Annotated in this window: 11 protein-coding genes and 1 tRNA gene; 8 read left to right on the top strand and 4 right to left on the bottom strand. The window is 52.4% G+C overall.

The window, feature by feature from the left end; genetic code table 11:
• Positions 1-18: 18 nt before the first annotated feature.
• On the bottom strand, positions 19-390 hold the full coding sequence (locus AB1L42_RS12125; protein ID WP_367055433.1) for an STAS domain-containing protein: 372 nt from the start codon (positions 388-390) through the stop codon (positions 19-21).
• Between the two features lie 356 nt (positions 391-746).
• Positions 747-820, bottom strand: a tRNA-His gene (locus tag AB1L42_RS12120).
• 71 nt (positions 821-891) lie between these two features.
• Between AB1L42_RS12120 and AB1L42_RS12115 the strand changes: the two genes are divergently transcribed.
• The 4 genes from AB1L42_RS12115 to ftsH all read left to right on the top strand — a co-directional run bounded on the left by AB1L42_RS12115 (position 892) and on the right by ftsH (position 7,635).
• Complete coding sequence (locus tag AB1L42_RS12115; protein ID WP_367055430.1) at positions 892-1,584, top strand: RNA methyltransferase; 693 nt, start codon at positions 892-894, stop codon at positions 1,582-1,584.
• Positions 1,585-1,745: 161 nt separating this feature from the next.
• Positions 1,746-2,210, top strand: a complete 465-nt coding sequence (locus tag AB1L42_RS12110) for an Rrf2 family transcriptional regulator (protein WP_367055427.1) — start codon at positions 1,746-1,748, stop codon at positions 2,208-2,210.
• 127 nt (positions 2,211-2,337) lie between these two features.
• Positions 2,338-5,199 (top strand): c-type cytochrome domain-containing protein, encoded by a 2,862-nt coding sequence (locus tag AB1L42_RS12105; protein WP_367055424.1) that lies wholly within the window; start codon positions 2,338-2,340, stop codon positions 5,197-5,199.
• 315 nt (positions 5,200-5,514) lie between these two features.
• Positions 5,515-7,635 carry an ATP-dependent zinc metalloprotease FtsH gene (gene ftsH / locus AB1L42_RS12100; RefSeq protein ID WP_367055420.1) on the top strand — a complete coding sequence of 707 codons (2,121 nt, stop codon included), beginning with the start codon at positions 5,515-5,517 and terminating at the stop codon, positions 7,633-7,635.
• 38 nt (positions 7,636-7,673) lie between these two features.
• On the opposite strand, the gene truA is transcribed toward ftsH, so the two are convergent.
• Complete coding sequence (gene truA, locus AB1L42_RS12095; protein WP_367055417.1) at positions 7,674-8,540, bottom strand: tRNA pseudouridine(38-40) synthase TruA; 867 nt, start codon at positions 8,538-8,540, stop codon at positions 7,674-7,676.
• Between the two features lie 231 nt (positions 8,541-8,771).
• Here truA and AB1L42_RS12090 point away from each other — a divergent pair, with 231 nt between their 5' ends.
• The 4 genes from AB1L42_RS12090 to AB1L42_RS12075 all read left to right on the top strand — a co-directional run bounded on the left by AB1L42_RS12090 (position 8,772) and on the right by AB1L42_RS12075 (position 12,132).
• A complete protein-coding gene (locus tag AB1L42_RS12090; protein ID WP_367056644.1) occupies positions 8,772-9,251 on the top strand; it encodes a MarR family transcriptional regulator in 480 nt (159 codons plus the stop codon).
• A 165-nt stretch (positions 9,252-9,416) separates the two neighbouring features.
• Positions 9,417-10,172, top strand: coding sequence for a glucose 1-dehydrogenase (locus AB1L42_RS12085; RefSeq protein WP_367055414.1), 756 nt, complete (start codon positions 9,417-9,419; stop codon positions 10,170-10,172).
• A gap of 123 nt (positions 10,173-10,295) precedes the next feature.
• Complete coding sequence (locus AB1L42_RS12080) at positions 10,296-10,994, top strand: pirin family protein (protein WP_367055411.1); 699 nt, start codon at positions 10,296-10,298, stop codon at positions 10,992-10,994.
• A 37-nt stretch (positions 10,995-11,031) separates the two neighbouring features.
• Positions 11,032-12,132: an alkene reductase gene (locus AB1L42_RS12075; protein WP_367055408.1), complete on the top strand. Its 1,101-nt coding sequence runs from the start codon at positions 11,032-11,034 to the stop codon at positions 12,130-12,132.
• Positions 12,133-12,219: 87 nt separating this feature from the next.
• Here the strand turns inward: AB1L42_RS12075 and AB1L42_RS12070 are convergent, their stop codons facing one another.
• Complete coding sequence (locus AB1L42_RS12070) at positions 12,220-13,572, bottom strand: sulfatase-like hydrolase/transferase (protein ID WP_367055405.1); 1,353 nt, start codon at positions 13,570-13,572, stop codon at positions 12,220-12,222.
• Positions 13,573-13,583: the final 11 nt, after the last annotated feature.

The following is a 13,583-nucleotide window of genomic DNA, read 5'->3' as shown; positions in this document are numbered from 1 at the left end:
ACGAGTTCGCAAGAGAGTTTATGACTCGGCCCGGCTGTCGTTGAAAGAGGCGACTGCTGTATCAACGTCGGGGTAAATGGGCCAAACGGAGGTCAGGTTGGTGACCTGCAGAACCTCGAGGCAATAGGGGCGAAGCCCACTCAGTGCAAATCGTCCACCGTCGACTGCTTTGATTCGATTCCACATGCGAAACAGCGTTTCGATGAAGGACGACCCGAAGAAGTCGATATGCTGCATATCGACGACCACTTGCGGGGGAATGCTGACTGTGTAATCGAGGAGCTTCTGGCTGATTTCTTCGAGTGCATCCTCGGAGATGCTGACATCGTCAATTCCAATGACGAGCACCTGAACTCCGTCAATGTCACGATGGGTCACCGGGATGGACATGGTAATTGATCCGACAGAGCTGAAGAGGTTGGCACCGCAGAACTCACAAGGGAGTTCTCAATTGCATGTTAATGCGCGGGAGCAGGTTGTCAAAGTCTCGGCATTCCAATAGCTTCCGAGAATTGCAGGGCGGATTGGGATTTCGCAAGGAGATTGTGCCGGTCCCTTCCATCAGTTTCGTGAATCCAATGTGGCGATGAGTCGCCGCTGAGAAGCACTGCGCCCGACATTGAAGTGCCTCGTCGACAAGTGAGCGAGTTGATGTTGTCAGTCAGACTGCTCGCAATGCCGCTGCCTGGGTGCGAAACAACTGAAGAAAACGTGCAAGTTCAGAATACTTGCATAAGAAAAGAGAGGGTGAGCAACGGGATTTGAACCCGCGACCTCCTGAACCACAATCAGGCGCTCTAACCAACTGAGCTATGCCCACCACATGGTCAACCAGTAACTGGTTGGGAGACACGCAGGTTATCCAAGAGTTCGTTTCGAAACAAGAGTCCGATGCCAGAATACGAAGCAGCCTTTCAGGAGTTTTTAAATGAGTTTCTAACTCCTCATCGCAGACAGCGGATTGCAGAGGTTCTCGATCAACGGATCGCATCGATTGCATTGATGTTGTTTGATGTCTATCAGAGTCACAATGCGAGTGCCGTGTTGCGAAGCTGCGATGCGTTCGGGATTCAGGATGTCTTTGTCGTGGAGCAGGAAAAGGAGTTCTCTCCAAATCGAGATATCGCACGGGGATCCGATCGTTGGTTGACGATCCAACGCGATTCGGGACCAGGAGCATTGGATCGATCGCTGGAATGTCTCGATCAAAAGGGCTTTCAGGTGGTCGCGATGGTTCCGGAATCGGCCGGAAGTCAAACTGTCGCTTCACTTCCAGTGGAAGAGAATCTCGTGCTCGCATTCGGAACCGAGAAGACCGGGCTCCCGGATGAGGTGATCGAAGGGGCGGCGTATCGGGCTCATCTGCCGATGTATGGCTTTGTTGAAAGCTACAACGTGTCGGTGGCAGCAGCACTGGCAATGCAGGAACTGACTGCGAAAGTTCGCAGCTCTAGCCCAGGTTGGGGAATTTCTCCGGAACGACGACGTCAACTTATGCTGAGCTGGACTAAGAAATCGATTCCGAATGTGACTGCGATCGAAAGACGATTTCGAGCGTCTTGGAAGCAAAGTGTCATCGATTGAGCGGCATTTCCGTTCCGAATGCATCAACGCCTGTCAATTCTCCGGGTCTCGGTTTCGAGAGATTGTCGATTGTGCTTGCCGATGCGTGTTGTCGAAGGGGATCATTGGGTCTATCGTCAAGTAGCCTGATTCCCTGCTGATGTTGCTGCGGAGATGAGTTGATGCTGTCGCAGACTGTTGAGTATGCCTTGCGAGCGGTCGTCTATCTGGCGTCTGTCGCTCCGCAGGGAAAAACCACTTCGCAGATCGCTGAAGCAACGAAAGTCCCGCAGGCGTATCTCTCGAAAGTCATGCAGGGGCTTCGCGGCGAGGGGATTCTCAATTCTCAACGTGGAGTCGGTGGCGGAATTTCACTCGCGATTCCCCCCGAGACGCTGACAATTCTTGATGTCGTCAATGCTGTCGAACCGATCGGACGGATCAAGACATGTCCGCTGGGACTCCCTTCACACGGGGAACACCTGTGTCCGCTGCATTCTCGGATGGATCAGGCATTTGAGGTCATGGAAGAAGCTTTCCGAAAGACCACACTGGCTGAGATCCTTGCCGATCCCAACCCCAGCATTCCGCTTGTGAATTCAGTGCTCCCGGGCACTGGTACTTTCTCTCCTGATGAGGGTGAGTAACCAAGCATCGAGGACGGGGCACTCAACGAGTTCATATTATTTCTTGTTGATTGGTGCGAAACTCGGAGTTGGATTCTAAAATGAGCCCATGTGAATTTCTCCCACATGCTCAGAGGAAAACTCCGTGATGCGTGATCGTTGTATTGATTTAGCCATCTTCTTCGCTTTCGTGGCTGCTGCCGTTTTGCCACAACAGGCGATAGCTGAAGTGGACTATTCCACGGAGATCGCGCCGATCTTTCAAAAGTATTGTGCAGGATGCCATAACGATGCAGACCGCGAGGGCGAGTTCTCTGCGGAGTCGTTTCGCTCCATGAGTGAAGGTGTCGAGGATCGGCCAGCATTTCTGGCAGGCGATCCTCAATCCAGCCTCGTTTTCCGGCTGATTTCCGGAGCTGATGAGCCGAAGATGCCGCCTGAAGATGAACCTGCACCCACTGCTGAGGAAGTTGAAAAGATTCGGCTTTGGCTCGAAGAGGGAGCACGCGGTCCGGAAGGAGAAGAACCGGATCGTATGACGCTCAAGACACCTGACGTTCCTTCACGAACTGAATTGAAGCCGATCACCGCGGTTGATTGGTCGATGACCGGGGATGCTCTGGCGATTGCCCGATTCGGAAATGTCGAGATGCAGCGACAGCTTCGAACGCGAGATGTTGAAACCGGAAAGAAGAAACAACACTGGCATTCCGTGTCTCAGTTGTCAGATCTGAACGGGAAAGTCAGTTCGGTTCATTTCTGTCTGGGTGGCGGAAAACTGGTCACTGCTTCGGGTGTCGCTGGCTTGGGTGGTGTCGCGACGCTGTGGGAATGGCCTCTCGGGAGGAAAGTGCTCGAGGTCCAAGGGCATCGCGACTTGATCTACGACGCCGAAGTCTCGCCCGATGGAACGCTGCTCGCCACTTGCAGCTACGACAAAGACATCATTCTCTGGGATATCAAAACCGGAAAGCCAGTTCGGACATTGTCGGGACATAATGGGGCTGTCTATGACATCGCATTCAGCCCGGACGGAACGACTCTCGCGAGTGCCAGTGCGGATGCAACTTGCAAAGTCTGGCGAGTTCGAGACGGTGCTCGATTGGATACTCTCGGTCAGCCATTACGAGAACAGTATTGCGTTGCGTTTTCTCCCGATGGAAATCACATCGCAGCTGCCGGGGCGGACAATCGAATTCGCGTCTGGAAGTTCGTTTCTCGATCAGAAGCCAGGATCAATCCGATCGTCTATGCACGATTTGCTCACGAGGGTCCGATCGTTCAACTGCAATATACTGCAGATGGCCAGTCACTCGTCTCAGTTTCTGATGATCGGTCAATCAAAGTTTGGGAAACCGCTGGGCTGACGGAAACACAAGTCCTCGAAAACCAACCCGAAGTGGCGATGGCTCTGTCGATCTCCCCGAACGGAGATGAATTTGTCGTTGGCCGCATGGATGGAACGCTCGACTTCTATCCGATCAAGAAAAACTCGAAGCGAGGATCACGCGTCAAAGAGCAGGTTGCGATTGAAATTCGTCCAAAGGTCAACGAAGACAAGCCATCTTCGACTGTCGCTGAAGTTGAGCCGAATCAATCGGTTGAGTCAGCACAGGATGTTTCACTCCCTGTCACGATTACAGGATTGATCCATGCAGAGGGAGCAGCCGACGAAGACTGCTTCCGATTCTCTGCAGAAGAAGGTGAAGAGTGGGTCTTTGAGGTCGATGCTGCCCGGTCGAAATCGATGCTCGATTCGATCATCGACATTCGCGATGAGTCCGGGAAACCGGTTGAGCGAGTCCTGCTGCAAGCGGTCCGCGACAGCTACTTTACATTCCGAGGGAAAACGGCGGACCAGTCGAATGACTTCCGTGTCTTCAATTGGGATGAGATGACGCTCAATGAATACCTGTATGCCAACGGCGAGGTCGTCAAGCTGTGGCTTTACCCGCGAGGTCCGGACTCAGGCTACGATGTTTATCCGGGGAGCGGAAATCGTTGGGGATACTTCGACACGACTCCGCTTGCGCACGCCCTCGGCGAGCCATGTTACATCGTCCGACCGTATCCGCCCGGAAGTGAAATCATTCCCAACGGGCTTCCGATTTTTACCGTCAATTATGAGAACGACGACGAAGCAAGACGTCAGCTCGGCAAAGACTCTCGACTCTTTTTCGTCGCTCCGAAAACCGGTCAGTACGTGTTGAGAATTCGTGATGTCCGGGGAATGTCGGGCGAGAATTATCATTATAAGTTGATCGCGCGGTCTCGAACTCCTGATTTCAAAACGCAGCTCGTCGATCGCAAGCTGAATGTGCCTTCCGGAGGTGCAGCGGAGTTCCGAATCAAAGTCGACCGGCTCGACAATTTTGATGGAGAAATCACTGTCGACGTCGCTGGCCTTCCTGAAAGATTCCGCAGTTCGCTTCCAGTAACGATCGAAGAAGAGCAGATCGAAGCTCAAGCTGTTTTGATCGCAGATCCCGGAGCGGAGAAATTGACTGAGGAAGAACTGTCTCGGATTGAGTTCACCGCGACCGCGAACATCCGTGGCGAAATCGTTCGTCATTCGGTTGATGGATTCGACGAAGTTTCCGTGGAAGCAGCTCCGAAACTCCATCTCGCGATCGGACCTGCCGATGGAGGTGCTCAACCTGTAGCGACCAGCGATTCCGGAATTCTTGAGTTCGAAATTCGTCCGGGCGAAACCATCATGCTTGAGGTGCAAGCTGAACGGAATGAATACGACGGACTCATTTCCTTCGGAAACGAAGACTCCGGTCGGAATCTCTCGCACGGCCTCTACGTGGACAACATTGGCCTGAACGGACTTTTGCTGCTGGAGAATCAGAGTCAGAGAGAGTTCTTCATCACCGCCGATGATTGGGTGCAGCCGCAGACTCGATTATTCCACTTGCGAACAGGCAACGCTGGCGGACACGCGACGCTGCCGGTCCGTCTCAAAATTCTGCCAGATTCTCCCGGAGCTGAGACGGGAGCGGAATAGAATACACCGATTAGACGCATCACTCACCAGGCAATGGAGTTCGGGTGAGGCAAAATGTCTGCCGCAATCACTCAGGTGTTGACCGATCTGTTGGTGCGGTCTAGAGTTGCGAAAATGCACTTCCAAAATGCAAATTACATCGAAAATGTGAACGGATTTTGCTCCGAATCATGCTCGATGTGCAGCGATGCACCTCACTTCAAGAGGTAATTGCTGGCCGGAATATTTTCGTACAGACAAATTCCGGCTGAATTTCGCTGCGATCTAATTGAGTAAGAGAAGAGCAACGAACCACTTCCCAAGGATGTTGAGCTGATGACCTCGCTCCCACCAGAAAAAGAATCGTCGGAACAAAACAAAAAGACCAAGGGTGAAAAGCCTTCCGGTCCAACTTTCTGGTATCTGCTGATCGGCCTGATCGTAGCGATTCTGCTTTGGTCGTGGGTCAACGAGAATGGTCACGCCAACGAATTGACCTTCGGCAAGTTCGTACGTGGACTGAAATCCGGCGAGTTCAATTCCCAGAACGTCCATGAACTGCGACTTGGATTGGAATACATCACTTTCCAGGATCAGCCCAAATCAAAGTCAACGGACGAAGAGACAGCTTCAGCTGAGTCGCAGGATTCACCGACCGAGGAGTCCAGCTCTGCAGCGGAAGAGTCATCTTCTCATGCCGAAACCGTAGCGAGTGCGGCAGACTCTGAAGAAACTGCCGAAGCGATGAAACGCTACCGGATTCCAGTCGGAGGGATCTCGCCTCAGGATCTGGATAAGCTGACTGATTTGCTCGAAGAGTCTGGTATCGATTTCACAGGAACTTCTCCACAGACTGAGTGGGGGACGATCTTCTCCATCATGCTGATGGCTGCGGTTGTGCTCATCTTTATCGTCTTTCTGCGACGTATGGGTGGCCCCGGACAAGCCATGTCATTCGGTCGAAGTCGCGGTCGCTTGATGGCTGAAGATGACGTGAAAGTTACTTTCGACGATGTGGCTGGGATCGACGAAGCGGTCGAAGAGCTCAGAGAAGTGGTTGAGTTTCTGCGAACGCCCGGCAAATATCAGGCACTCGGCGGTCGAATTCCGCGCGGAGTTCTACTCGTCGGTCCGCCGGGTACGGGAAAGACGCTGCTCGCGAAAGCTGTCGCTGGTGAAGCTGGTGTTCCGTTCTTCAGTCTCTCCGGTTCAGACTTTGTGGAGATGTTTGTCGGTGTCGGAGCAGCTCGAGTTCGAGACATGTTCGCACAAGCAGTTCAGAAGTCTCCAAGCATTATTTTCATCGATGAATTAGATGCTCTCGGAAAAACCCGCGGAAGCGGGATGCCCGGCGGGCACGACGAACGAGAACAAACTCTCAACGCATTGCTCGTTGAGATGGATGGCTTCTCCTCCGATCAGAGTGTGATCGTGATGGGAGCGACAAATCGTCCAGAAACACTCGACCCAGCCCTCATGCGACCGGGCCGATTCGACAGGCATGTTCTCGTCGATCGGGCTGACTATAAAGGTCGTGAGAAGATCCTGCAGGTGCATGCTCAGAAAATTAAGATGGACGATGATGTCGATCTGAAACGCATCGCGAAACTGACTCCGGGATTCGTCGGAGCTGATTTAGCCAATCTGGTCAACGAAGCTGCCTTGCTCGCAGCCCGAGCGAATAAATCTGCCGTTTCAATGGTCGAGTTTGAAGAAGGCATTGAACGCGTCGTGGCAGGTCTCGAAAAGTCGTCGAGACTGATTCAAGAAGACGAAAAACTACGGGTCGCGTATCACGAATGTGGACACGCTCTGGTTGCTTCATCGCTGCCGCAGACCGATCCAGTTCACAAGATTTCGATCATTCCTCGTGGATTTGGAGCGTTGGGGTACATGCTCCAGCGACCGGAAGACGATCGTCATCTCGTCACTCAAACGGAGCTTGAAAACCGAATTTGCGTCGCGCTGGGAGGGATCGCGGCTGAGGAGCTGTTCTTCGATGAAACATCATCTGGCCCGCAGAACGATCTCGAACAAAGTACATCCATGGCCCGCAGAATGGTCATGGAGTTTGGGATGAGTCCCAAGCTGGGACGCGTCAATTACCGAGAGTCCAAACGCTCGCCGTTCCTGCAAGGCGTGTCGCAATCGAGTGCGGAGTTCGCTCACAGCGAGCAAACTTTGCGAGAGATTGATCTGGAAGTACGCCGGATCATCGACGAAGCAATGGAGACGGCGAGGGAGATTGTCCGGAGCCAGAAGAACGTCCTCGAAGAAATGACGCAAGAGCTTCTCAAGAAGGAAGTCATGAATTCGGACGAGCTGAAAGAAATTCTCGATCGCTACAAGACCGGCCCGCAACTCAAGCCTGGCACATCAGTCGCCAAGAGATCAGGGGACGCTCCAGCTTCTGGGGAGGAATCTTCTGAAACCAGAAAACAGGGAACGGACGAGTAACTCACGTCCGCCGGCTGCAGTGTTTTAGGTCAGTTTGCTTACTGACTCGATTCGTTCTCAGGTGGTGTCAGTAACTCCTGCGGGTAATGGACTTGGGCCAAATAGAGCCCGCAGGCCGGTGCAGTTGCTCCGGCGATTTTTCTGTCCTGTGCATTGAGGATGTCGAGGAGATTTTCCTTGGTCCACGTCCCTCGACCGATGTTGACGAGGGTCCCGGTAATTGTGCGGACCATGTTGTAAAGAAAACCATCCGCTTCAATTTCAAGGCTGATGAAATCTCCAGTGGCTTCATTCGTGGTCCGATTCGATGCAGAGATTTCGTTCGATTCTGTCTCGTTCGAATTCAATGCAGACCAGAGATTCCAGTCGGAGTGCCGTCGGAGGGAGATGGCACGGACGGTTCGTACGCTGGTCGCCTTGTTCGGCCAGTGAGATTCAAAGCTTCGAAAATCGTGTGTCCCCACGAGAACCTGAGCCGCTTCGTGCATCGCGGTTTCATCGAGAGACTGAGCGATTCTCCACACAAATTTCCGCCAGAACGGGTGTTCGACAACGCTGTTGTGAATGACGTAACGATAGCGTTTTGACACAGCGGAAAATGTGGCATGAAATTCATCAGCAACCTGGTCCGACTCCAGAATGACGACATCCTCGGGAAGGTGAGACTGCAAAGCGGGCCGCCAACGGTGGGGAGGGATGTTGAAGTTGCTTCGGAAACTCGCTATCTGCCCCAGGGCATGCACTCCTGAATCAGTCCGACCTGCACAGAGCACGCTAATCGCTTCGCCGGTCAGCTTGTGAATCGCTGCTTCGATCACACCCTGCACGGTGGTTTCGTTGGGCTGAACTTGCCATCCGCTGTAGTTGGTTCCATCGTAGGCAATGCGAAGTCGAATCGTCGGCATAAAAGCGTTCGTCGTGCGAGACGGTCATGAGCTGAGTTTCTGAAGTCGCTGCAAGATACTCTTTCAGGAGCACTCGATTGAACCCTCGGGTTCAGGATTCCGCTCGGTTTGTTCTTTCCTGTGGTTTGTCAGGTGGTGTGAACCATGAGACAAAATTACCGTATCACCTCTTGACGAATAATACTCGACATGTAAACTATCGTCGTGCGAAGTGATTTTAGAAGTCTTGGTGTGATGTCTGGAAAACTGCAAAGCGAATTGAAGAAACGCAACCCATTCGACCTGCCCGAGCAGGAAGCGATGCTGAATCTGTTACGTACGAACGACCAGTTCGAGAATCGGTTCGGCCGTCTCTTTCGGAAGTTTGGGCTGACAGCTTCTCAGTACAATGTGTTGCGCATCCTTCGCGGTGAAGGGGATCCGATGCCATGCCTGGAAGTCGCCAATCGCATGATTCAAGTTGTCCCAGCGATCACGGGACTGATTGATCGGTTAGAGAAAGCGGAATTGGTCACTCGAGACCGGTGCGAAAAAGATCGGCGGGTGATTTACATCGCCTTGACTGAGAAAGCCGAGAAACTTCTTGAAGAGATGGATGAGCCAGTCATGGAATTGCATCGAACATTGCTCGGGCACATGACGAAGAAAGAGCTGACTGAATTGACTCGCCTTCTCGAGAAGTGTCGGTCGAGCCTCGAAGAGGATGTGTGACGCAAATGGAAACTTAAGTTGCCCACGAAGAGCGATCTTCTGAAGTGGGGTGACTCGCCTTTGTGAAGTGGTAAGGCGAGGCGTGATGTGGTTCAAAGGTCTTCTGTTTTTTTACTCAAGTAGTTGACATGTAAATTGTTGACTAGTGATTAAGGGAGAGTGAAGATGAGGTTCGAAGGAAAAGTCGTCGTGGTCACCGGAGGCACATCCGGGATTGGCCGGGAATCTGTGATTCAATTTGCCAGCGAAGGGGCCAAAGTCGTCTTCGGTGGAAGACGTCAAAGCGAAGGCGATGAGATCGTCGGCGAAGTGACAAAGGCGGGTGGAACTGCTGTCTTCGTGAAGACAGACGTAACCAATGAAGCCGAAGTCAAAGCTCTCATTGACACGGCTGTCGAGAAGTTTGGAAAGCTGGACGTCGCGTTCAACAACGCGGGCGTCGAACACACCGGTGCTGTGAACGAATTCCTCGAAGAAGAGTACCGGAAAACATTTGATGTGAATGTGCTCGGCGTTTTTCTCAGCCAGAAGTATGAGATCCCTGCGATGCTGAAATCCGGCGGCGGAGTGATCATCAATACGTCCAGTGTTCTGGGACATGTGGGAATCCCCGGAACTGCAATCTACACGGCAAGCAAGCACGCAGTTGAGGGGATCACCAGAGCGACTGCTCTCGAGTATGCCCAGCAGGGAATTCGAGTGAATTCCGTCGCGCCGGGACCGATTGAAACCGCTATGGTCGATCGCTTCGCTGGAGAACCTGGCTCGGAAGGTCGAAAAGGGATGGAGTCGTTTGTCCCAGTTGGACGACTCGGATTGGTTCGCGAAGTCGCCAAGGCTGTGCTCTATCTCGCTTCGGACGATGCATCGTTCACGACGGGAGCATCGCTTCCAGTCGACGGGGCAATCCTCGCTGGCTGATTGTGAACTTGTTTCGCACACAAACTTGAATGGTGCCTTGCCGAGTGCAAACCACTCGGCAAAGACTCTGAGTGTCGCGTGGGTGAACTTTCAACAACAGATTAATGGTGTGGAGGGAGTGCTATGTTAACTGTCCGCAAAGCCAATGATCGTGGAAGTGCTGATCACGGGTGGCTGAAGACTTCACATACGTTTTCGTTTTCAACCTATCACGATCCGAAGCACATTCACTTCCGAACGCTGCGTGTTATGAATGAAGACTGGGTGGCTCCTGGTGAAGGGTTTGGTACGCATCCTCATAAGGATATGGAGATCGTGACCTACGTGCTCGAGGGAGCACTCGAACACCGTGACTCGATGGGGAACGGCGAAATTCTGCGGCCTGGTGAGTTTCAGAGAATGACCGCCGGAACCGGGATTACGCACAGCGAATTCAATCCCTCAAGTGACGAACCGGTCCATCTTTATCAAATCTGGATCTTTCCTGAAGAGAAAGGTCTCGAGCCGAGCTACGAACAAAAGTCGTTCGACGATGAGTTGATGAGAAACCAACTGCTTCGGGTTGCGTCTCGTTCACAGCAGGGAGGCTCTTTGAAGATTCATCAGGATGCCGAAATCTTTCTCTCGCGACTCGATCCCGGACAGAGCGTGGAACATCCAATCGCCCCGGGACGCCATGCGTGGCTTCAAGTCTTGAGAGGAAGCGTTTCGCTCACCGGTGAAGAGCTGGAAGCTGGAGATGGCGTCGCTGTCAGTGATGAAGCGTCTCTGGCCATTCACTCGTCTGATTCGTCAGAAATTCTGCTCTTCGATCTCGCTTAACTTTTTTACTACTTCCAATCTGAAAGTGATTCTAGTCATGTCATTTCCAAACCTTTTCTCTTCGTTTCAACTTCGTGATCTCACAGTCAAAAACCGAATCGCGATGGCTCCGATGACCAGAGGACGCTCCGGTGTAGAACGAATTCCGAATGAGTTAATGGCTGAATATTATCGACAGCGAAGCGACGCGGGATTAATTATCACCGAAGCGACCGTTGTCTCTGAGCAGGGAATTGGATGGAATGAAACGCCAGGGATCTATACCGATGAGATGAGAGATGGTTGGAAGTTGATTACAGATGCCATCCACGAAGTCGACGGGAAAGTGTTTCTTCAACTTTGGCACTGCGGACGAGCGTCTCACAGCACGTTCCACAACGGCGAACGAGCGGTCTCTGCCTCCGCGAATGCGATTGATGAAGAATACATCCACACACCTGAAGGAAAGCTGCCGCACGAAGTTCCGAGAGCATTGGAAACCGATGAGATTCCAATGATCGTCGACGACTATGCTGATGCGACACGCCGTGCTGCCGAAGCGGGATTCGACGGTGTCGAGATTCATGCTGCGAACGGCTACCTGATCAATCAGTTTCTGGAGTCAAAAACGAACCAGAGAGATGATCGATACGGTGGAAGTATTGAAAACCGTTACCGTTTCCTCGGTGAAATCGTCGATGCAACAACTTCGGTCTGGTCGCCGGAACGGGTAGCAGTCCGACTTTCGCCGAATGGAGTGTTTAACGGAATGGGTTCACCCGAATATCGTGAACTCTACACATATGCTGCCCAACAACTCGATCGATATGGGCTTGCCTACCTCCATGTGATGGATGGCTTGGCCTTTGGATTTCATGAGCTTGGTAGCCCGATGACCCTCGAGGAGTTCCGCAACATCTTCCGTGGACCACTGATGGGGAACTGTGGCTACGATGCTGAGACCGCCGAAGCCCAAATTGAAAGTGGGAACGCCGACCTCATTGCGATCGGTCGACCGTTCCTCAGCAATCCAGATTATGTCGAGAGGATTAAAAACGGCTGGCCGCTGGCGGAACCTGCTGACCAGACCGTTTGGAGTTCACCTACGGGAGCAGAGGGATATACTGACTTCCCTGCCTACCAGCCAGTTGGTGTATAGACCGACATGGCGATGACTTCTAAGTTTTATGAAGTCGATCCCATACTTGGTTGCCACGGTCTTCGAGCATTTGTTCTCGTTAGAATGTTATTGCCACGGGACTGTTCCATATCGTTGAATTTCCTGTCTGAGAGCGGCACTGAGTTCGTTAAAGATTCTCGGTGCCTTCTCAGCCAGGTTGTTTTGTTCTTGGGAGTCGTTTTCAAGGTTGTAGAGTTCGAGAGGTTCGAACGGGCTGTTTTGAAGCAGTTTCCAGTTTCCTCGTCGGACAGCTTCGATCGTCTTACCACCGTAGCGGTTGCCCCCTTCCCGGCGTCGGAAGAACCAGAGATCTCGCAACTCTGATTGATCATTCCCGAGACACGTTGGCAGAAAACTAGCTGCATCGAGGTTCCAGCTTTTCTCCACTTCAATCCCGGCCGCTTCGCAAGCTGTCGGGAAAATGTCCATCGTGAGAACGCGAAAGTCGGAAACTGTTCCGGGTGGAATTTGGCCGACCCAACGAACTCCGGCGGGAATCTTGATTCCCCCTTCGTACACACTTTGCTTTCCATCTCGAAGCGGTCCGTTATTCGCACCGACGTTGAGTTGCCCCCCATTGTCGGATGTAAAGAAAATAAGAGTGTTTTCGGCTTCTCCAGCTTCGTCCAGACGGCTGAGAACTTGACCAATTCCGTCGTCGAGATGTTCAATCAACGCCACGAGTTTTGCACGACTCTCATCAATGTTCGGTTCACGTGCCTGCACACGCTTCAACCAATCTTCTCTCGGTTGAATCGGAGTATGTGGAGCATTGTAAGCCAGGTAGAGGAAGAATGGGCTGTCTTGTTTTGATTGCTCGTCGATGTAATTGCAGGCCCATGTTGTAAACAGGTCGGTCGCGTGTCCGTCGGGATCGATTGTCTCGTCGTTGAGTCGCATGTAATTTTGTTCGTGACGGCGATGGTGGTAATAGTCGTCCATCATGTCTCCCAGAAAGCCGTGGAACAGATCGAATCCACGATCATTAGGGCGGTCAGGGGCTTCAAGTCCGAGGTGCCACTTCCCAATACAAGCTGTGTTGTAACCTGCTTGTTTTAGAACTGTGGGTAGGAGGACAGCATGATCGACGAGATTTCCCCAACTGTTGTCAGCATGAGTTCGAATCACTCCGGGGACGCCGACGAGATCCTGGTACTTTCCGGTTAGGATGGCTGCGCGTGTCGGCGAACAGACCGGGCAGTTGGCATAGAACTCAGTGAATCGCATTCCCTCACTGAAGAATTTGTCCAGATGAGGAGATTGAAGATCTGTCGCTCCGTAAGAGCTGAGGTCTCCATAGCCGAGGTCATCGACGACAACAATGATGATGTTCGGTGCTGTGGCCAAGGCGGCATCAAAGGACGTGAGGCAAAGAATCATCAGGCTGAGTCGAGGCAACAAAGCTGAAAAGCGATTCATTTCTGTCTCCG

Origin of the sequence: Thalassoglobus sp. JC818 (assembly GCF_040717535.1) — a bacterium.
Lineage (GTDB): Bacteria > Planctomycetota > Planctomycetia > Planctomycetales > Planctomycetaceae > Thalassoglobus.
This window is presented reverse-complemented; position numbering and strand designations above follow the sequence as displayed.